The 19053-nt window shown below is 72.3% G+C and carries 18 protein-coding genes and 1 tRNA gene; 6 read left to right on the forward strand and 13 right to left on the reverse strand.

Annotation, left to right across the window (positions count from 1 at the left end):
• Window positions 1-14 precede the first annotated feature (14 nt).
• Window positions 15-87, reverse strand: a tRNA-Lys gene (locus NR073_RS06385).
• Window positions 88-245: 158 nt separating this feature from the next.
• Here NR073_RS06385 and NR073_RS06390 point away from each other — a divergent pair.
• The 3 genes from NR073_RS06390 to NR073_RS06400 all read left to right on the forward strand — a co-directional run bounded on the left by NR073_RS06390 (window position 246) and on the right by NR073_RS06400 (window position 2727).
• Window positions 246-920: a hypothetical protein gene (locus NR073_RS06390; protein WP_002856103.1), complete on the forward strand. Its 675-nt coding sequence runs from the start codon at window positions 246-248 to the stop codon at window positions 918-920.
• A gap of 139 nt (window positions 921-1059) precedes the next feature.
• Window positions 1060-1686: a hypothetical protein gene (locus NR073_RS06395; RefSeq protein ID WP_036314859.1), complete on the forward strand. Its 627-nt coding sequence runs from the start codon at window positions 1060-1062 to the stop codon at window positions 1684-1686.
• A gap of 15 nt (window positions 1687-1701) precedes the next feature.
• Window positions 1702-2727, forward strand: coding sequence for an inorganic phosphate transporter (locus NR073_RS06400; protein ID WP_036384207.1), 1026 nt, complete (start codon window positions 1702-1704; stop codon window positions 2725-2727).
• Between the two features lie 92 nt (window positions 2728-2819).
• Here NR073_RS06400 and pstB read toward each other — a convergent pair whose 3' ends face one another.
• The 4 genes from pstB to pstS all read right to left on the reverse strand — a co-directional run bounded on the left by pstB (window position 2820) and on the right by pstS (window position 7099).
• On the reverse strand, window positions 2820-3599 hold the full coding sequence (gene pstB / locus NR073_RS06405; protein WP_036384205.1) for a phosphate ABC transporter ATP-binding protein PstB: 780 nt from the start codon (window positions 3597-3599) through the stop codon (window positions 2820-2822).
• A gap of 86 nt (window positions 3600-3685) precedes the next feature.
• Window positions 3686-4867, reverse strand: coding sequence for a phosphate ABC transporter permease PstA (gene pstA, locus NR073_RS06410; RefSeq protein ID WP_036384203.1), 1182 nt, complete (start codon window positions 4865-4867; stop codon window positions 3686-3688).
• 1 nt (window position 4868) lies between these two features.
• Window positions 4869-5825 (reverse strand): phosphate ABC transporter permease subunit PstC, encoded by a 957-nt coding sequence (pstC, locus tag NR073_RS06415; RefSeq protein ID WP_044658633.1) that lies wholly within the window; start codon window positions 5823-5825, stop codon window positions 4869-4871.
• Between the two features lie 134 nt (window positions 5826-5959).
• Entirely contained in the window at window positions 5960-7099 is a 1140-nt protein-coding gene (pstS, locus tag NR073_RS06420; RefSeq protein WP_063189973.1) for a phosphate ABC transporter substrate-binding protein PstS, read from the reverse strand.
• A gap of 226 nt (window positions 7100-7325) precedes the next feature.
• On the opposite strand from pstS, the gene NR073_RS06425 reads away from it, so the two are divergent.
• Both NR073_RS06425 and radA read left to right on the forward strand, forming a co-directional pair.
• Window positions 7326-8495 (forward strand): aromatic acid exporter family protein, encoded by a 1170-nt coding sequence (locus NR073_RS06425; RefSeq protein ID WP_256748683.1) that lies wholly within the window; start codon window positions 7326-7328, stop codon window positions 8493-8495.
• Window positions 8496-8584: 89 nt separating this feature from the next.
• On the forward strand, window positions 8585-10021 hold the full coding sequence (gene radA / locus NR073_RS06430; RefSeq protein WP_230282497.1) for a DNA repair protein RadA: 1437 nt from the start codon (window positions 8585-8587) through the stop codon (window positions 10019-10021).
• Window positions 10022-10034: 13 nt separating this feature from the next.
• Here the strand turns inward: radA and NR073_RS06435 are convergent, their stop codons facing one another.
• Window positions 10035-10898 carry a hypothetical protein gene (locus NR073_RS06435; protein WP_036339123.1) on the reverse strand — a complete coding sequence of 288 codons (864 nt, stop codon included), beginning with the start codon at window positions 10896-10898 and terminating at the stop codon, window positions 10035-10037.
• A 41-nt stretch (window positions 10899-10939) separates the two neighbouring features.
• Between NR073_RS06435 and NR073_RS06440 the strand changes: the two genes are divergently transcribed.
• Entirely contained in the window at window positions 10940-11872 is a 933-nt protein-coding gene (locus tag NR073_RS06440) for an A/G-specific adenine glycosylase (protein ID WP_169577770.1), read from the forward strand.
• Window positions 11873-11909: 37 nt separating this feature from the next.
• Here NR073_RS06440 and NR073_RS06445 read toward each other — a convergent pair whose 3' ends face one another.
• From NR073_RS06445 to NR073_RS06475, 7 genes are all read right to left on the reverse strand, one after another.
• Window positions 11910-12425 (reverse strand): amino-acid N-acetyltransferase, encoded by a 516-nt coding sequence (locus tag NR073_RS06445; RefSeq protein WP_036314832.1) that lies wholly within the window; start codon window positions 12423-12425, stop codon window positions 11910-11912.
• A gap of 96 nt (window positions 12426-12521) precedes the next feature.
• Window positions 12522-12704 carry an Rv0909 family putative TA system antitoxin gene (locus NR073_RS06450; protein ID WP_036339128.1) on the reverse strand — a complete coding sequence of 61 codons (183 nt, stop codon included), beginning with the start codon at window positions 12702-12704 and terminating at the stop codon, window positions 12522-12524.
• A 326-nt stretch (window positions 12705-13030) separates the two neighbouring features.
• Window positions 13031-15586 carry an ATP-dependent Clp protease ATP-binding subunit gene (locus NR073_RS06455; RefSeq protein ID WP_036336788.1) on the reverse strand — a complete coding sequence of 852 codons (2556 nt, stop codon included), beginning with the start codon at window positions 15584-15586 and terminating at the stop codon, window positions 13031-13033.
• Between the two features lie 156 nt (window positions 15587-15742).
• Window positions 15743-16045 carry an Lsr2 family protein gene (locus NR073_RS06460; RefSeq protein ID WP_036314827.1) on the reverse strand — a complete coding sequence of 101 codons (303 nt, stop codon included), beginning with the start codon at window positions 16043-16045 and terminating at the stop codon, window positions 15743-15745.
• Window positions 16046-16209: 164 nt separating this feature from the next.
• The gene (locus tag NR073_RS06465) at window positions 16210-16449 is read right to left on the reverse strand and encodes a hypothetical protein (protein WP_002856071.1); all 240 of its coding nucleotides are present in this window, start codon (window positions 16447-16449) and stop codon (window positions 16210-16212) included.
• A 1-nt stretch (window position 16450) separates the two neighbouring features.
• A complete protein-coding gene (gene lysS, locus NR073_RS06470; protein ID WP_036336790.1) occupies window positions 16451-17965 on the reverse strand; it encodes a lysine--tRNA ligase in 1515 nt (504 codons plus the stop codon).
• Between the two features lie 32 nt (window positions 17966-17997).
• Window positions 17998-18987: a D-glycerate dehydrogenase gene (locus tag NR073_RS06475; protein WP_036336792.1), complete on the reverse strand. Its 990-nt coding sequence runs from the start codon at window positions 18985-18987 to the stop codon at window positions 17998-18000.
• Between the last annotated feature and the right edge of the window lie 66 nt (window positions 18988-19053).

Here is a 19053-nt window from a genome sequence, read left to right on the forward strand (position 1 = left end):
GGGCCGCTTTCCGGTGGGCCCTGCGGGGATCGAACCCGCGACCGGCGGATTAAAAGTCCGATGCTCTGCCAGCTGAGCTAAAGGCCCTCACCCGCGGCCGACGACGACGGCGTGCGGCCGACGACGGCGACCCTCGCGGGTGCCCTCCGATGGTAGCCCAGGCGTCCGGGGCACTACCGTGGACGGGGCCGCCGCCTCCGGCGACCACATCCCCACCCCGATGCGCCCTCGAAGGGAGCCCGCCCATGGCACGTCACCGCCTGCCCGCCGGCCGCGGCGCCAGCTCGAGCGCCTCGGGCGTGCTGCGCCCGCACCGGCCCCGCCTCTCGGAGCCGCAGGAGCTCACGCACTTCGCCGGCGGCGAAGACCCGCAGGAAGTGGCCGCGGCGGCCTCGCGCCTGGCCCACGCCCTCGTGGCCGGCGGCCGCGCGGAGGAGGACCCGGCCGTCGTCGAGCGGCTGGTCGGGCTGGTCCGCGAGCTCGGCGTCGAGACGCTCGCCGAGCTGTGGGCGGACGCCCCGCCCGTCTCGCTCGCCGGCGCCCTGTGGCGCCTGTACGCACTCCAGGAGGCGACGACCCGCGACGGCGAGCGCTGGGCCGCCTGGTACCGCGCCGGGCACGCCGCCTACGCCTCGCGCGTCGTGGCGGGGGCCGTCGAGCCGCCGGGGCCGGCCGAGCTGCGCCGCCTCACGGACACGATCCTCACGGGCGCCTACCGCTCCGAGATCGACGTCGCGTTCGAGCGCGCCGCGGCCTACGCCCGCGTCGTGGCCCTGGGCCAGGTCGAGCACGCCGAGGGCTCCGAGGCCGCCGCCCCGGACCGCGCCGCCGCCCTCACCCGCCGGGCCGCGCGCCTGGTCAGCACCGCCGACGCCCTGGAGGCGGCGGGTCGAGCGTTTCGGGACGGATCGCTAGACTGAAGGGGACGGCGCCGGGCCGCTGGTAACCCCGGGCTCCAACACATAGCCGCTGCGAGCGGCCTTCCGCCGAGAGGCGTTCCCGGTCCGGCGTCGTCGTCGACCCCTTCGCCACCCGTCGACGAGAGAGCGACCGCTGCCCATGTCCCCCCGCATGCCCTGGCTCGTCACGCGCGACACCCCGGCGCTGCGCCACATGGCGGACCTCGCCGAGGCCCTGCACCGGTCCGTGCATCTGGTGGCCCAGGTCGCGGGGACCCGCGGACCCGAGGCGGACCGTGCCGCCCGTGAGCTCGAGGAGCTCGACTCGTCCTCGAGCGCCACCCTCATGGCCTTCCTCACCGCGCTGCGCAGCGCCTACGTGACGCCGCTGCCCCGTCAGGACCTCTACCGGCTGGCCAGCGGCGTGCACGCGACCACCCGGCGCGTCGTGTCGGCGGGCGTGCTGATCCAGCGGGCCGACCTCGAGGAGCTGCCGACGCACGCCCTCGACGTCCTCGAGACCGTGGGTCGTCAGGCCGAGCTGCTCGCCCGCGGCGCCGCCGAGATGCGCGACCTCGACGCACTGGAGGCCACGTGGATGCAGCTGCTGCGCGCCTCCCGCCGCACGGAGCGGATCATGGTCGAGTGGCTCGCCGACCTCGGCATGGACCTGCTGCAGCGCGACTACAACCGCCAGCGCGAGGTCGCCTGGGCGCTGCACGCGGCGCTCGAGGCCCTCTCCCGCGTGAACATGGACCTGGGCATGGTGCTCGTCCGTGAGTCCTGAGCCGGTGGAGGCGCCGTGACCGCGGGGCTCGCCGTCGTCCTCGTGCTGCTGTGCGCCGTCGGCGCGCTGATGGGGTTCCGCGACGCCCCCAACGCCGCGGCGCTGCCTGTCCGGTACCGGGCGCTGACCCCGCGCGGGGCCCTCCTCCTGACCGGAGCGGTCAACACCGTGGGCGCGCTGCTGGGCATCGGGCTCATCACGCTGAGCGTGCACTACTTCACCTCGCCCGCGGTGCGCAGCGAGATCGGCCCCCTGGCCGTGGGCGTGTCCTGCGTGGTGACCCTCGTGTGGGGTCTGCTGCTGTGGTGGCGGCGCCTGCCCGGCTCCAGCACGCACGCGCTGATCTCCGCGCTGGCGGGCAGCCACCTCGCCGTGCGCCTGAGCCTGCACATCGACGTCGCCCACACCATCTTCGACCTCGTCCGCGCCGAGGTGCTGCTCAGCCTGCTGCTCTCGCCCCTGATCGCGTGGGCGCTCGCCCGCCTGCTCACCGCGCCCGCCACGCGGCTCGCCACCCGCGGCACCACGGTCAACGTCCAGCACCGGGCCCGCGTCGCGTTGGGCATCTCCGCCAGCGCCATGGCCATGGGCCACGGCCTGCAGGCCGGTCAGCGCATGGGGGTGCTGTGGGCCGCCGTGCTGGTGGGGTCCGGGTCCGTCCTGGCGCCGGACGCCCTGACGGCCGAGTTCGTGGGGGGCGCGTTCCTGTTCGCCCTCGCGGTCGGGCTCGGCACGCTGGGCGGCGCCTGGCGGATCGCCTGGACCCTCACCGAGCGTCTCGTGCGCCTCGACCCCCTGCGGGCGTCCGTGGCCGCCGTCATCCCCGCGGGCCTGCTGTTCGTCGGATCCCTGGTGTTCCACCTGCCCCTGTCCTCCACCCACACGGCGACGGCGGCCATCGTGGGCGCCGGCCAGACGCAGACCTACGCGTCCGTGCGCTGGCCCACCGTGCTGCGCGTGGTCGGCTGGTGGCTGCTCACGCCGGTGGCCTGCGCCCTCCTCGGCCTCCTCGGCACGCTGGCCCTCCTCCCGCTGGCCTGAGGCCGCGCCCGACGACGACGCCCGGCCCCGCAGACGCCGCGACCCCGCCCGGCGTGCGGCCGGACGGGGTCGGGGACGGAGCGCGGGGCGGCTCAGCCGAAACGGCCGGAGACGTAGTCCTCGGTCTGCTGGCTCGAGGGGTTGTTGAAGATGACGTTGGTGTCGTCGTACTCGATCAGCTTGCCGGGCTTGCCGACGCCCTGGATGTTGAAGAACGCGGTCTTGTCCGCCACGCGCGCGGCCTGCTGCATGTTGTGCGTGACGATGATGACCGTGTACTCCTCCTTGAGCTCGTTGATCAGGTCCTCGACGGCGAGGGTGGAGATCGGGTCGAGCGCGGAGCAGGGCTCGTCCATGAGGATCACGTCGGGCTGCACCGCGATGGAGCGGGCGATGCACAGACGCTGCTGCTGACCGCCGGAGAGGCCGGAGCCGGGCTTGTCGAGGCGGTCCTTGACCTCGTTCCACAGGTTGGCGCCGCGCAGGGACTTCTCCACGAGCTCGTCCGCACGGGACTTGTTCAGGCGGGTGCCGTTGAGCTTGTAGCCGGCCAGCACGTTGTCCCGGATGGACATCGTGGGGAACGGGTTCGGGCGCTGGAAGACCATGCCGATCTGGGAACGGACGCGGACCGGGTCCACACCGGGCCCGTAGATGTCCTCGCCGTCGAGCAGGAGCTGGCCGTCCACGGTGGCGCCGGGGAGCACCTCGTGCATGCGGTTGATGCTGCGCAGGAAAGTGGTCTTGCCGCAGCCGGAGGGGCCGATGAAGGCGGTGACGGAGCGGGGGGCGATGTCGATGTTGACGCCCTCGACGGCCTTGAACTTGCCGTAGAAGACATCGACGTCGATGGCCTGGATGCGCTTGGACATGAGTGGTTCTGTTCCTTCGTGGAAGTCTCTGGGGGGGTGCGACGGGGTCGGGGCCGGCCGCCCGGGGGATTCCGGGCGGCCGGACCTCATCGGCCCTTCTTGGGGGCGAACGCCTTGGCGATGAACCGTGCCGCCAGGTTGAGCAGCATGACGATGGTCACGAGCAGCAGGGCGGCTGCCCAGGCGCGGGCGGTCGAGGGGTCCGCCGCCGTGGGCGAGGTCGGGGCGACCAGCTGGCGGTAGATGTACACCGGCAGCGCGGTCATCCAGTTGTCGAACGGGTTCCAGTTGATGCTGGTGGCGAAGCCGGCCGTCACGAGGATCGGCGCGGTCTCGCCGGCCACGCGGGCGATGGCCAGGGTGACGCCGGAGGCGATGCCGGAGATCGCGGTGGGCAGGACCACCTTGGCGATGGTCTGCCACTTGCGCACGCCGAGGGCGTAGGCGCCCTCGCGCAGCTCGTTGGGCACCACACGGAGCATCTCCTCCGTGGATCGGACGACCACGGGGATCATGAGCACCGAGAGCGCGATCGCGGCCGTGAGACCCATCTGCACGGACTGCAGTGCGGTGGACTTGCTGCCGGTGACCAGGGTCAGGACCCACGTGATCGCGGCGTAGGCGAAGAGGCCGGCCACGATCGAGGGGATGCCGGTCATGACGTCCACGAAGAACACGATGGCGCGGGAGAACCAGCCGCCGCGGCTGTACTCCACCAGGTAGATGGAGGTGAGCATGCCGATCGGCACGGAGATCAGGGTCGCGATGATCGTGATCACGACGGTGCCGATCAGGGCGTGGCCGAAACCGCCCGCGAGCCCGCCGGCGGGCTTGCCGTCCTCCACCCACGCCGAGTCGTCGATGCCGGTGATGCCCTTCATGTCGTACGCCATGATCTGCGGGTTGGCGATCAGGGTCGGCAGACCGGCGGAGAGGACCGACCACAGCACGGAGACCAGCGGCACCAGGGCCACGAGGAACGCCAGCCACACGAGGTTGCGGCACAGGCCGTCTGCGGCGCGGCGCCGGTTCTCCATCACGCGGGTGGCCACGTAGAGCCCCGCGATGTAGAGGATGGCGGCGATGATCACGAAACCGACGACGTTGAAGGCGCCGCTGAGCAGCACGGTCAGGCCGGCGGCGACGACGGCCGCGGCAGCTGCGACGGCCATCCAGGTCCAGCCGGGCTTCTGACCCTCGGTCAGGGAGTGACGCCGCGGCGTCACGCTGTCCTCGGTGGCCCGGGGAGAAGTCGAGACAGTGCTCATGTCAGTTGGCTCCCGAGAATTCCTTGTGCTTGTTCACGATCGCGCGGGCGATCATGTTCACCGCCAGGGTGATGATGAAGAGCATGAGACCGGCAGCGATCAGCTCGTGCAGGCGCATGTTGAACGCCTCGGGGAAGTTGAGCGCGATCTCCGACGGGATCGTCTGGTTCCTGCCGGACTCCACGAGCGACCAGGAGAAGACGCCGCCGGAGAGCACCATGGTGACCGCCATGGTCTCGCCGAGCGCGCGGCCGAGGCCGAGCATGATCGAGGAGACGATGCCGGCCCGGGCGAACGGGAACACGGTCATCTTGATCATCTCCCAGCGCGTGGCGCCGAGGCCGAGCGCGGCCTCCTCGTGGAGCTTCGGGGTCTGGGTGAAGATCTCACGGCAGAGCGCGGTGATGATCGGCAGGACCATCACGGCCAGCACGACGCCCGAGGTCAGCAGGGTACGGCCCGTGGTGGTGGCCGAGCCGCCGAAGAACGGGATGAAGCCCAGGTTCTCGTTGAGCCAGCCGTAGATCGGCACCATCAGCGGAGCGAGCGTCAGCCAGCCCCACACGCCGTAGACCACGGAGGGGATCGCGGCCAGCAGATCGATCACGAAGCCCACCGACTGCGCGATGCGCGGGGGCGCATAGTGCGAGATGAACAGGGCGACACCGATCGCGACCGGGGTGGCGATGAGCAGAGCGATGATCGACACCATCACGGTGCCGGCCATGAGCGGCCACACGTACTGGAAGAAGGAGTCCGCGGACACGAGCTCCGCACCCGGCTGCAGGGCAGGCCATGCCTCCGTCAGGAGGAAGACCGCCACGAAGGCGAGCACGAGCAGGATCAGGACGGCGGCCGCAAGGGCCCCGCCGGAGAGGAGCTTGTCTCCGGCGGCTCCGCGGCGGGGGCCGCGCAGGCTGGACGGCTTCGGTGCCGCCTCGTTGGTGGTTGAGGACACAGTGCCTTCCCTCAGATCGACGTGCGTGGTGATGGACGGGCCGCGACGAACGAGAGCCCTGACGCGGCTTCAGCCGCCGGGCCCGTGGGGCCCGGCGGCCGAAGCGGCGGTGGGTCAGCCGACAAGAAGCGACATCAGCCCTTGACCGAGATGGCCTCGATGCGCTCCATGGCCTTCTTGCGGGTGTCCTCGGAGATCGGGGCGTTGCCCGCGGACTCCTCGGCGGTCTTCTGACCGTCCTCGGACACGACGTACTCGGCGAAGGCCTTGACCTGGTCCACGGTCTCCTGCGACTCGTACTGGTTGCAGTAGATGTGGTAGGAGACCAACACGACGGGGTACACGCCGGACTCGTCGGTGGCGCGGTCGAGCTCGATCGAGCCGTCCTCCTTGGCCTCGGACTTCTCGACGGTCGCGGCCGCGGCCTCGGCGGAGTACTTCACGTACTCCTCGCCGACCTTCACGGACACGGTGCCCAGCTCGCCCACGGCGGAGGCGTCGGCGTAGGTGATGGCGCCCTCGGTCTGGGAGGCCAGGCCCACGACACCCTTGGTGCCCTGGGCGGACTCGGCGGTGATGTCGGACGGCCAGGTCTCGACCTCGTCGTAGGACCAGGCATCGCCGGCGGCCTCGGTGAGGTAGGCGGTGAAGTTCTCGGTGGTGCCCGAGTCGTCGGAACGGTGCACGACGGTGATCGGGGTGTCGGGCAGCTCGACGCCCTCGTTCTGCGCGGCGATGGCCTCGTCGTTCCAGTTCTTGATCTCGCCGGAGAACACCTTGGCGATGGTCTCGGCGTCCATCTTGACCTCATCGACGCCCGGCAGGTTGTAGGCCACGGCGATCGGGGAGATGTAGGCCGGCACGTGGAACGCACCCTCGTCGCCGCAGTTCTCCTTGGCGGACTCAGCCTCCTCCTCCTTGAGGGCGGCGTCGGAGCCGGCGAAGGAGGTGGCGCCGGCGAGGAACTTCTCACGACCGGCACCGGAGCCGTCCGGGGAGTACTGCACGGTCAGGTTCGGAGCGGTCTCGGTGACACCCTGGGTCCAGGCGGTCATGGCCGCCTCCTGCGAGGAGGCGCCGGCGCCGACCAGGTTGCCCTGGACCTCGGAGGTGGTGCCCTGCTCGCCGCCGGCGGAGCCGGAGGCATCGGAGCCGCCGGCGGAGCCGGAGGCATCGGAGCCGCCGTTGCCGCTGTCCGCGGAGGAGCAGGCGGTCAGGGCGATGGCGGCCACGGACAGGAGGGCGGCGGAGCGGCCGAAGCGGTGAGCCTTCACGAAGAGCCTCTTTCAATCGGATGACGACGGTGAGGGCAGAGCGTCCGGCTGGCCCGGTTCTGCACCGCACCCGACCGTACGGTCCAGAGGTGAATCGAGTGCTCGGCCGGGGTGAACAGATGGTGAACGGGAGCGGCATTCGCAGGAATGATCTGTGCCGTGGACCACAATGCTTGGTTGAGCCTCGCACGGCGAGGGCTCCCCGGCGTCGGACTAGGCTGGCCGCATGACGGACCGCTTCGCCACCGCCACGGGCACGGTGCCGATGGTCGACCCCCAGACCCGCGGGGAGCGCCTCGGCCGCTTCCTGCGTCGGCGCGCCCGTGCGGGTTGGTCCCGCGTCCGCTCCTCCGTGGGCCAGGCCGCCCTCGTCGCGGTCTGCGCGGTGGGCGCCTATTGGTTCGCGGAGACCATCCTGGGCCACCAGCAGCCCCTGTTCGCCTCCACCGCCCTGCTGATCGCCCTCGGCTTCCAACGGGAGCCGAAGCTGCGCAAGGTGGCCGAGGTCGCCGTCGGCTGCACCGTCGGCATCCTGATCGGGGACCTGCTCATGGTCGGGCTCGGCCGCGGCCTGTGGCAGGCCTCGGTGGTCCTGTTCGTGTCCGTGATGGTGGCCCGGTTCCTGGACTCCGGCGCCACGTTCACGATGCAGATGTCCCTGCAGTCCGTCCTCGTGGTCCTCCTGCCCATCGGCGCGGGAGGGCCGTTCGTCCGCAGCCAGGACGCGATCGTGGGCGGCGTCCTGGCCCTGCTCGTCACGTTCCTCTCGCCCCAGGACGTGCGCCGCCCCGCGGTGCGTCAGCTGGGTGGGCTCTACGACTCGATCGCCACGGTGCTGCGCGACCTCTCCCGGGCCCTGCGGGAGGACGACTCCCGCACCGCCTGGATGGCGCTCGTGGCCAGCCGCGGCACGCACACCACGCTGGAGGCGCTGCGCAAGGAGCTGCGCGTCACGCATGAGCAGACCCTCTTCAACCCGCTGCACCGCTCCTCGCGCTCCTTCGTGGACGACGCGGTGAACGCGGCGGACCGCTCGGACCTGGCGGTGCGCTCCCTGCGGATCGTGGCCCGGCGGGTGGTCTCGGTCCTGGACGAGGGTGTGTTCGACGACGACGTCCGCGAGCGCCTGGCCGCCTGGTTCGACGACGCCGCGGACGCCGTCGAGATCCTGCACCGCTCCCTCGTGGAGCCGCAGGCCGAGGGCCGCCATCGCTCGCTGTCCGTGGCGCGGGACGCCCTGGGGGCGTCCGCGTCCGCGCTGGACCCGCACCAGCTGGGCGGCGGGTCCGTGCACGGCGAGGCGCTCGTGATGCTGCTGCGGCCCATGATGGTGGACCTCATCGAGGCCACGGGCGCCGAGCACGACGAGGCGCGCGGCTACCTGCCCCGCGTCTGAGCCCGACGGCGGCGCACGGCCCCGGCGGCCGACGTCGGACCGCGCGCGGTGCCGGTTAACGCGTCCGCCTCGGCTCCTAGAGTGGGCGCATGGCCACCAAGACCGCCCCGAAGCGCGCCCCCGGATACCGCTGCACCGAGTGCGGCTGGACCACCGTGAAGTGGGTCGGCCGCTGCGGGGAGTGCCAGTCGTGGGGCACGGTCGAGGAGATCGGGCTGACGTCGACCACCGGTCGCACGCGCGCGGCCACGGTCGCGGAGGTCGCGCCGCGCATCGCGGACGTGGACGCCACGCTGGCCTCGTTCCGCTCCACGGGGGTGCGTGAGCTGGACCGCGTGCTCGGCGGCGGCCTCGTGCCGGGCGCGGTGATCCTGCTGGCCGGCGAGCCGGGCATCGGCAAGTCCACGCTGCTGTTGGACGTGGCCGCCCAGACGGCGCGCGGCGCGGGCGGCGGCGGTCCGCGCTCGGTGCTGTACCTGACGGGCGAGGAGTCGGCGGCGCAGGTGCGCTCCCGCGCAGACCGGATCGGGGCGATCGCGGAGACCCTGCGTCTGACGGCGGAGACGGACCTGGGTCGGGCGCTGGGGCAGATCGAGCGGACGGACCCGGAGCTGGTGATCGTGGACTCCGTGCAGACCCTGCAGTCCACCGAGGTGGACGGGATCGCCGGGGGCGTCAGCCAGGTGCGCGAGGTGGCGGCCAGCCTCATCCGCACGGCCAAGGAGAAGGGGATCACCACGGTCCTGGTGGGCCACGTGACGAAGGACGGGACCATCGCCGGCCCGCGGCTGCTCGAGCACCTCGTGGACGTGGTCTGCCAGTTCGAGGGGGACCGCCACTCACGGCTGCGCCTGGTGCGTGCGGTGAAGAACCGCTTCGGGCCCACGGACGAGGTCGGCTGCTTCGACCTGCGGGAGGACGGCATCGAGTCCCTGGACGACCCCTCCGGTCTGTTCCTCTCGGGCGTCTCGGAGCCGGTCGAGGGCACGTGCGTGACGGTGACGCTCGAGGGCCGGCGCCCGCTCGTGGCCGAGGTGCAGTCCCTGCTCACCCCGTCCGCCGGCGGCAGCCCGCGCCGCACCGTCTCCGGCGTGGACGCGGCGCGCGTGAACATGCTCCTGGCCGTGCTCCAGCGCCGGGCCCGTTTCGCCGTCGCCCAGGACGACTGCTACGTGGCCACCGTGGGCGGCGTGCGACTCTCGGAGCCCGCCTCGGACCTGGCCGTGGCCGTCGCCGTGGCCTCGGCGAAGCTCTCGGCCCCCGTCCCGCAGGGGATGATCGCGGTCGGCGAGCTCGGGCTTGCCGGGGAGGTGCGCCCCGTGCCCGGCATCGGGCGACGGGTGCGTGAGGCTGCGCGGCTGGGCTTCACCCGCGCGCTGGTCCCCCGCTCCCCCGAGCCGCTCGGGGAGGTCCCGGCGGGCTTCACGGTGGCGGAGGTCGGCTCGATCGGCGAGGCCCTCGCCACGATCCCCACGTGGACCGGCGGCGGCCCGGCCGCGCGTCCGGAGGTCGGCCCCGGCCGCTGACGACGCGCCCGGCTCAGCGGGACGGCGACGGCGACGGGTCGGTGGTCGTGGCCGGTGCCGCGGACGGCGAAGCCGACGCCGATGCTGAGGCGGACGCCGAGGCTGAGGCCGACGCCGGAGCTGAGGCGGACGCCGACGGGGAGGCGCTGCCGCTCGAGGAGGGGGTGGCCGAGGAGGGGGTGGCCGAGGAGCCGCCGTCCTGGGCCCCCGGGGCGAGCTCCTCGAGGATCTTCAGCGCGACGGGGCGGGAGGTGACGTCGCCGAGGCTGACCGTCAGCAGATGGGGTCCGGGCTCCGCGAGAGCGCCGAGTCGGCCGCAGTCCTGGCTCGAGGCACGGCCGGACCAGCGGTACACGGCGGTGAGCTCCTCGTGCGGGTACAGCACCCGCTGGGCCTCCGCGGGGTCCGCCTGGCAGATGCGGGTGGAGAAGACGTCGTCGCCCTCGGCCGTGCGGATCCTGAACTCCTGTCGGGCCGTGCCCACATCCGTGCGGCACGGGGTCGAGGAGAGGTTCGTGATGCCCAGGCGCAGCTCGGCCTCCTCGCCCCGCTGGTACTCGGACCGGTCCGCGGAGGCGGTGATCCGCAGGTCCGAGGGCTGGCACTCGGCCGCGTCCTCGAGGGCCACGGTGGGCGAGGCGGAGCCGGACTCGGCGTCCGTCGCCGGGGCGGGCGACGGGGAGTGCACCGGCGTCGGGGCGGCGGAGGGGTCGGCGTCCTCGGAGGAGAAGGCGCCGATCCCGGCGCGGACGAGCGCCACGACGGCCCACCCCACCAGGAGCAGGAGCACGAGGGCGAGCAGGGCGGCCACGAGCCGCCGGCGGCGGTAGACGGCGGGGGACGGCTTCGACCCGGGGGAAGTCGGACGAGACGGCATGCGATCCAGGGTAGGCGGCGGCGCACCCTACAGTGGACGCCATGCCCGCGCCCGCCCCCCTCGTCCCGCCCACGGTGGACGTGCCGCGCCTGCACGACGCGGTGCTGGGCTGGTTCGCCGTCCACGCCCGGGACCTTCCCTGGCGCAGCCCGGACTGCTCCCCGTGGGGCGTGCTCGTCTCGGAGATCATGCTCCAGCAGACACCGGTCGTGAGGGTGCTGCCCCGCTGGCGGGAGTGGCTGGAGCGCTGGCCCACCCCCGCGGACCTGGCCGTCGCCCCCACCGCAGACGTGCTCACGGCCTGGGACCGGCTCGGCTACCCGCGCCGGGCCCTGCGCCTCCAGGAGGCCGCCCGGGCCGTCGTCGAGCGCCACGACGGCCGGGTGCCGGCCGACCCCGCCGCCCTGCGCGCCCTGCCCGGCATCGGCGAGTACACGGCCGCGGCGGTCGCGAGCTTCGCGTTCGGCATCCCCGAGACCGTCGTGGACACCAACGTGCGCCGGGTGATCGCGCGCGCGGTCGCGGGTGAGGCCCTGCCCGGCAGGTCGCTGACCCGCGCCGAGATGCGCCGCGCCCAGGACCTGATGCCCGAGGACCCTGCCCGCGCCAACGCGTGGAACGCGGCCGTCATGGAGCTCGGGGCCCTCGTCTGCACGGCCCGCTCCCCCGCCTGCGACCGCTGCCCCCTGGCGGAGACGTGCGCGTGGGTCGCGGCGGGCTCCCCGCCGCCGGCGGAGGTGTCGCGCGGCCAGGCCTGGGCCGGCACGGACCGTCAGGTGCGCGGGGCCGTGATGGCCGCCGTCCGCGAGCACGGGCGCGTGGCCGAGGCGGAGGTGCCCGCCGTCGTCGTGACCGGGGGGCGGCTCGGGTCGCACCGCCCCGACGACGCGCAGTGGGCGCGCTGCGTGGCTGGGCTCGTGTCGGACGGGCTGCTGGCCCGGGACGACGACGGCGGCCTCACCTTCCCGGCCTGACCTCGCCGGGGTACGGGGCGGCCCGCGGTGCGGCGGCTCAGAGGCGGCGGATCATCCGCGTGTTGCCGAGCGTGTTCGGCTTGACCCGGGCGAGGTCCAGGAACTCGGCGACGCCCTCGTCCGTGGAGCGCAGCAGTTCCGCATAGACCTCCGGGTCCACGGCGGACTGGTCCGCCATCACCTCGAAACCGTGCCGGCGGAAGAACTCGACCTCGAAGGTCAGGCAGAAGACCCGCTCGACGCCCACGGCCCGCGCACGGTCCAGCAGCTCCTCGATGAGCAGGTGCCCGACGCCGGCCCCCCGGTGGGCCTCCGAGACGGCGAGGGTGCGGACCTCGGCGATGTCCTGCCACATCACGTGGAGGGCGCCGAAGCCGGCCAGGGTCCCGTCCGCCTCCTCGGCGACCACGAACTCCTGGATGGCCTCGTAGTAGGCCACAGCCTCCTTCTGGAGCAGCACGCGCTCCCGCGCCAGTGGCTCCACGAGCGCCTGGATGACCGGGACGTCCTGGGTCCGCGCCGAGCGGAGGGTGAGGGGGCGGTCGGCAGGCATGGGGTCCAGTCTAGGCACGGACATCCCGACCCCGGAGAGACGGGAGCCCCCGTCCCGGCGGACCGGGCGGGGGCTCCCGCGGCGTCGACGGCAGGCTCAGGCCTGCTGCTCGCCCTCGTCCCCGGACAGGAACTTCTCCTGCGCGCCGTCGACACCCTTGTTCACGGTGTCGGCGTGCTCGCCGAGCTTGTCACCGTGCTGCTCCTGAGCGTTGTCCACGGCCTCGTCGATCTTGTCCGAGTGCTGGTTTGCGAGGTTGTTCAGGTCACCGATACCCATGGGCGGCCTCCTTCTTCTCGGGGCTGCTCCGCGGCCGTCCCGGCGAGCGCCGGGTCGAAGCGGAGACAGGACCACCGTCGAGCGGTCACAGACCACGCTGGCACCGATCCCGCCGCGAGGGAACCCCTCTCGTGCCTCCGGGGAGGCGGTCCGGTTCAGCGGTCCTTCGAGAGGCCGTCCTTGATGCCTACGGCGGTGTCGCGGACCTCGGCCCCGGCGTCCCGCGGGGGCACGACGACGGCCCGCCGCCTCCTCCCCGAGGGGAGGAGGCGGCGGGCCGTGGGCACCGGACGCGCGGTCCGGCGTCTCGGATCAGGCCCCGCGGGTCACGCGGAGCGGGCGGCGTCCACCGGATCGCCGGCACCGGACTCGAGCTCGGCCAGGTCCGCGCCCTCCAGGGCCTCCCGGCCGCCGGAGAACGTGAACGTCAGCTCGGCGCCCTCCCCCTCGCCCGTGGTGTCCACGGTGATGAGGGAGCCGGCCGGGATCTCACCGAAGAGGATCTTCTCCGAGAGCTGGTCCTCCACCATCTGCTGGATGGTGCGGCGCAGCGGGCGGGCACCCATGGCCGGATCGTAGCCGCGGTCCGCGAGCAGTTCCTTGGCGGACTGGGTGAGCTCGATGGACAGGTCCTGCTCCGCCAGGCGCTTGCCGAGGCGGGAGATGAACAGGTCCACGATCTGCACGATCTCGTGCTTCTGCAGCTGCGGGAACACGATCACGTCGTCCACACGGTTGAGGAACTCGGGGCGGAAGTGCTGGCGCAGCTCCTCCTTGACCTTGCCCTTCATCCGCTCGTACCCGGTGGTGGTGTCCGTGGCCGACTGGAAGCCGGTCATGACGCCCTTGGAGATGTCCCGGGTGCCGAGGTTCGTGGTCATGATGATCACGGTGTTCTTGAAGTCCACCACACGGCCCTGCGAGTCGGTCAGGCGACCGTCCTCGAGGATCTGCAGCAGGGAGTTGAAGAGGTCCTGATGGGCCTTCTCCACCTCGTCGAACAGCACCACGGAGAACGGACGGCGGCGGACCTTCTCGGTGAGCTGGCCGCCCTCCTCGTAGCCCACGTAGCCGGGAGGGGCACCGAACAGACGCGAGACGGTGTGCTTCTCCTGGAACTCGGACATGTCCAGCGTGATGAGCGCGTCCTCGTCCCCGAAGAGGAACTCCGCGAGGGACTTGGCCAGCTCCGTCTTGCCGACGCCGGTGGGGCCGGCGAAGATGAACGACCCCGAGGGGCGGTTCGGGTCCTTCAGGCCCGCGCGGGTGCGGCGGATGGCGCGGGACAGGGACTTGATCGCCTCGTCCTGGCCGATCACGCGGCGGTGGAGCTCCTCCTCCATGTTGCGCAGGCGGTCCGTCTCCTCCTCGGTGAGCTTGAACACCGGGATGCCGGTGGACTTGGAGAGCACCTCGGCGATGAGGTCCTCGTCCACCGTGGCGACGTCGGCGTCCGCACCGGTGCGCCACGCCTGCTCCTTCTCGCGGCGCTCGTCCTCGAGCTGCTGCTCCTGGTCGCGCAGGCGGGCGGCGCCCTCGAAGTCCTGGCCGTCGATGGCGGCCTCCTTCTGGGTGCGCGCCTCCGCGATGCGGGACTCGTAGGCCTTGATCTCCGGCGGCACGGTCATGCGACGGATGCGCAGACGCGCGCCGGCCTCGTCGATCAGGTCGATGGCCTTGTCCGGCAGGTGCCGGTCGGAGACGTAGCGGTCCGCCAGGCCGGCGGCGGCCTTGAGCGCACCGTCCGTGATGGAGACCTTGTGGTGTGCCTCGTAGCGGTCCCGCAGGCCACGCAGGATCTCCGTGGCGTCCTCGACGGACGGCTCGGCGACCTGGATCGGCTGGAAGCGGCGCTCGAGCGCGGCGTCCTTCTCGATGTGCTTGCGGTACTCGTCCAGCGTGGTGGCGCCGATGGTCTGGAGCTCGCCCCGGGCCAGCATCGGCTTGAGGATGCTGGCGGCGTCGATCGCGCCCTCGGCCGCGCCCGCCCCGACGAGGGTGTGGATCTCGTCGATGAACAGGATGATGTCCCCGCGGGTGCGGATCTCCTTGAGCACCTTCTTCAGGCGCTCCTCGAAGTCGCCGCGATAGCGGGAGCCGGCCACGAGGGAGCCGAGGTCCAGCGAGTAGAGCTGCTTGCCCCTGAGCGTCTCCGGGACGTCGCCGCGGTCGATCGCCTGGGCCAGGCCCTCGACGACGGCGGTCTTGCCGACGCCGGGCTCGCCGATGAGCACGGGGTTGTTCTTGGTGCGGCGGGAGAGCACCTGCATGACGCGCTCCATCTCACCCGCACGCCCGATGACGGGATCCAGCTTGCCGTCGTGCGCGGCCGCGGTGAGGTTGCGTCCGAACTGGTCCAGCACCACGGAGCCGGCGTTCTGGCCGGCCTCCGCGCCCTGGCCCACCCCGGCACCCGCGGTCTCCTTGCCGCCCTGGGCGCCGCCCTGGTAGCCGGAGAGCAACTGGATGACCGTCTGACGGACGCGGTTCAGGTCCGCGCCGAGCTGCACGAGGACCTGGGCGGCCACGCCCTCGCCCTCGCGGATCAGGCCGAGCAGGATGTGCTCGGTGCCGATGTAGTTGTGGCCGAGCTGCAGCGCCTCGCGCAGGGACAGCTCGAGCACCTTCTTGGCGCGCGGCGTGAAGGGGATGTGGCCGGGCGGGTTCTGCTGGCCCTGGCCGATGTCCTCCTGCACCTTCTCTCGCACGGCGCCCAGGGAGATGTCCATGGACTCCAGTGCCTTGGCTGCGACGCCCTCACCCTCGTGGATCAGTCCGAGCAGGATGTGCTCGGTGCCGATGTAGCTGTGGTTGAGCATGCGCGCCTCTTCCTGGGCGAGCACGACCACCCGACGGGCGCGGTCGGTGAATCTCTCGAACATGGGCACACTCCTTGCGTACGGTCGTGGTCGACACTACGCACCCGGACCGCGTGCCGCGCGGCTGTTCGCCAGCGGGAGAAGCGGCCCGGCCGTCGTCGGGAGGGGCCGGAACGAGGCCCGGGGACGCCGATTCCTCGACGCACCCGGGCGGGACGCTCACTTGCGCTTCGCGTTGCGGTAGGCCTCCACCACGTCGCGGTGCAGACGGCCCCGGCTCGAGACCTCGTAGCCGTTCTCGGCCGCCCACTTGCGGATCTGGGCGGCCTCGACCTTGGGCGACGGCGGCGCCACGGCGCGGCCCTTCTTCATGTAGGGCTTCAGGAACTCACGGAGTTCTGCGGCGTGCTCCTTCGACAGGTCGATCTCGTAATTGCGACCGTCCAATGCGAAGTTCACGGTCTCATCTGCAGGCGAACCGTCAAGATCATCCACGAGGACCACTTCTACCTTCTGTGCCAACGGTGATTCCCACTTTCTTCTCTCGTGCGCGTGTCCCTGGGTTCCGGTCTTCGCTCTCGGGCTTCTTTCCCGCGTGCTCACGATTCCGGCCGTGCACTTGTGGTGAGTCAAGAATACCGCAACAAAACCGGGCAGAAGGATTCTTCAACGCCGGGGAAGGAATCTCAGCGGGCGCGGTCCTCCGGATCGGCCTCCGGCCCTCCCTCGGCTCGGCGTCGGGCCGCCCACTCACGGGCCTCGGCCTCCTCGCGGGCCGCCCGCGCGTCCGCGCCCGAGAGCCGGCGGGCCTGACTCTCGCGCTCACCCGTGTCCGAACGCAGCAGGGAGCGCATCACCAGCCAGAAGATGAGCCCGAGGCCGATCGAGGGGGCGAGGACGGAGAAGTAGTCCCAGAAGTCGGCCATGTCAGGCCTCCGGCTTGAGCAGCGGGAAGAGGATGGTCTCGCGGATGCCGGCGTCCGTGAACAGCATCACCAGGCGGTCGATGCCCAGGCCGATGCCGCCCATGGGCGGGGCGCCGTACTCGAGGGCGCGCAGGAAGTCCTCGTCCAGCTGCATCGCCTCGTCGTCGCCGGCGGCCGCCATCGCCGACTGGGCGGTCAGGCGCTCGCGCTGGATGACGGGGTCGATCAGCTCGGAGAACGCGGTGCCGCGCTCCATGCCGCCGATGATCAGGTCCCAGGCCTCGATGACCCGGTCGTCCGAGCGGTGCGGGCGCGCGAGCGGCTGGGCGGCCGGCGGGTAGTCGTACACGAACGTGGGGTTCATCAGGGTGGGCTCCACGATCTCGCCGAACAGCTCGATCACGAGCTTCTCCGCGTCCCACGCGGGGTCCACCTTGACCTCGTGCTCCGCGGCGATCGCCCGCAGGGTCCCGGCGTCCGTGTCCGGGGTGATCTCGCGGCCCACGGCTTCGGACAGCCCCGGGTACACGGCGACCCAGGCCCACTCGCCGTCGAGGTCGATGACGCCCTTCGCGGTCTCGAGCCGACGCCCGGCGCCCACCGCGTCCGCGGCGTTGAGGATGATCTCCTGCATGCGCTCGGCCATCACGTGCATGTCCGCCCATGCCTCATAGGACTCGAGGGTGGTGAACTCGGGCGAGTGGGTCGAGTCCACGCCCTCGTTGCGGAACACGCGGCCGATCTCGAACACGCGGTCGATGCCGCCGACGACGGCGCGCTTGAGGTACAGCTCGGTGGCGATGCGCAGGGTCATCGGCTGGTCGAACGCGTTGAGGTGCGTCTCGAAGGGACGTGCGAGGGCGCCGCCGTGGACGAGCTGGAGCATCGGGGTCTCCACCTCCACGTAGCCGTGGCCCTCGAGGGTGCGCCGCACCGCCGAGGTGACCTTGGCGCGGGTGTAGACCATGCGGCGGGCCTCGTCGCGCACGATCAGGTCCGCGTAGCGCTGGCGGACGCGGGTCTCCTCGTTCAGGTCCGCGTGCAGCACGGGCAGGGGGCGCAGCGCCTTGGAGGCCATCTCCCACGCCGAGGCCATGATGGACAGCTCGCCGCGGCGCGAGACGATCACCTCGCCGGTGACGGACAGGAAGTCGCCCAGGTCCACGACCTTCTTCCACTCGGCCAGGGACTCCTCACCGACGGCGGCCAGGGACACCATGACCTGGAGGCGGACGGCCTCCCCGTCCGCGCCGGACTCCTGCAGGGTGGCGAAGCAGAGCTTGCCGGTGTTGCGGAGGAAGACGACGCGCCCGGTCACCGACACGGTCTCGCCCGAGGTCCAGTCGGGCTCGTGGCCGTCGAACCGCTCACGCACCTCGGCCAGCGCGTGGGTGCGCGGCACCTGCACGGGGTAGGCCTCACGGCCCGAGGCGAGCAGCTGCTCACGCTTGGCGGCGCGGACGGCCTGCTGATCGTGGTGGTCGACGGCGGCGGAGGCGGAGTTCTGGGTGGTCACGGTCCCCGAGTCTACCGACGGCGCCCCGCCGGTCAGCCGCGCACCTCGGGGTTGACGAGGGCCGGGACCTCCGCGCCCGTGGCCATGGCGATCGCGTTGCGCGCGGCCAGCTCGGCCATTGCGGCGCGGGTGTCCCGGGTGGCGGAGCCCAGGTGCGGCAGGAGCATCACGTTCTCCAGCTCGGCCAGGCCCGGGGCCAGGGCGGGCTCGTCCTCGTAGACGTCCAGGCCGGCGCCGAAGAGCCGTCCCTCGCGCAGGGCTGTGACGAGGGCCACCTCGTCCACCACGGGCCCGCGGGCCGTGTTGACGAGGACGGCGTCGTCCTTCATCTTCGCGATCACCTCCGCATCCACGAGGTGGTGGGTGTCGTCCGTCAGGGGCACGTGGAGGGAGAGGACGTCCGCGACCTCGACGAGCTCCTCCCAGCGGACCTGACGGACGCGGCCGGCGAGGTCGCCGAGCTCCTCGGCCGCCACCTCCCGGTGCGCGGGAGGCCGCGGCGCGAACACGACGTCCATGCCGAAGGCGAGCGCGCGCTCGGCCACCGCCTTGCCGATCCGCCCGAAACCGGCCAGGCCCAGGGTCGCGCCGCGCACGTCCCGGCCCACGAGCAGGTCCGGCGCCCAGCCGTGGAAGCGCCCCTCGCGCACCATCCGCTCGCCCTCGGGGGCACGGCGGGTCACCCCGAGGATCAGGAGCATCGCGATGTCCGCGGTGGCGTCCGTGAGCACGTCCGGGGTGTTGCCGACGGCGATCCCCCGCCGCGTCGCGGCGGCCACGTCCACGTTGTTGTAGCCGACCGCGTAGTTGGCGATGCCCCTGATCCGCGCGTCGGCGAGCACGTCGGCGGTGAACTTCTGGTCCAGGGCCGCGACGACGACGTCGTAGTCCCCCGAGGCCACCAGCCGCGCGAGCGCGGCGTCCCCTCCGACGTCGGCGCCGTCCACCACCTCTCCGGCCTCGCGCAGCATCCCGAGCCCGGGCTCAGGGAGGCGGGTCATGAGCAGGAAACGGGGGGTCACGGCGGGGCCTCACTCTCGGATCGGGGGGAGGACGCGGCGTCGTCCGGCGTGACCAGGCTAACCGCG

It is taken from the genome of Micrococcus sp. Mcc28, assembly GCF_024519775.1.
GTDB lineage: Bacteria > Actinomycetota > Actinomycetes > Actinomycetales > Micrococcaceae > Micrococcus > Micrococcus luteus.

Coding starts and splice junctions, on each gene's coding strand:
- NR073_RS06465 (WP_002856071.1), bottom strand. CDS start 16,449: ATGGCCGACTTCTGGGACTACTTCTCCGTCCTCGCCCCCTCGATCGGC.
- pstA (WP_036384203.1), bottom strand. CDS start 4,867: ATGAGCACTGTCTCGACTTCTCCCCGGGCCACCGAGGACAGCGTGACG.
- pstB (WP_036384205.1), bottom strand. CDS start 3,599: ATGTCCAAGCGCATCCAGGCCATCGACGTCGATGTCTTCTACGGCAAG.
- NR073_RS06450 (WP_036339128.1), bottom strand. CDS start 12,704: ATGGGTATCGGTGACCTGAACAACCTCGCAAACCAGCACTCGGACAAG.
- NR073_RS06455 (WP_036336788.1), bottom strand. CDS start 15,586: ATGTTCGAGAGATTCACCGACCGCGCCCGTCGGGTGGTCGTGCTCGCC.
- NR073_RS06445 (WP_036314832.1), bottom strand. CDS start 12,425: ATGCCTGCCGACCGCCCCCTCACCCTCCGCTCGGCGCGGACCCAGGAC.
- NR073_RS06390 (WP_002856103.1), top strand. CDS start 246: ATGGCACGTCACCGCCTGCCCGCCGGCCGCGGCGCCAGCTCGAGCGCC.
- NR073_RS06440 (WP_169577770.1), top strand. CDS start 10,940: ATGCCCGCGCCCGCCCCCCTCGTCCCGCCCACGGTGGACGTGCCGCGC.
- NR073_RS06425 (WP_256748683.1), top strand. CDS start 7,326: ATGACGGACCGCTTCGCCACCGCCACGGGCACGGTGCCGATGGTCGAC.
- radA (WP_230282497.1), top strand. CDS start 8,585: ATGGCCACCAAGACCGCCCCGAAGCGCGCCCCCGGATACCGCTGCACC.
- NR073_RS06435 (WP_036339123.1), bottom strand. CDS start 10,898: ATGCCGTCTCGTCCGACTTCCCCCGGGTCGAAGCCGTCCCCCGCCGTC.
- NR073_RS06395 (WP_036314859.1), top strand. CDS start 1,060: ATGTCCCCCCGCATGCCCTGGCTCGTCACGCGCGACACCCCGGCGCTG.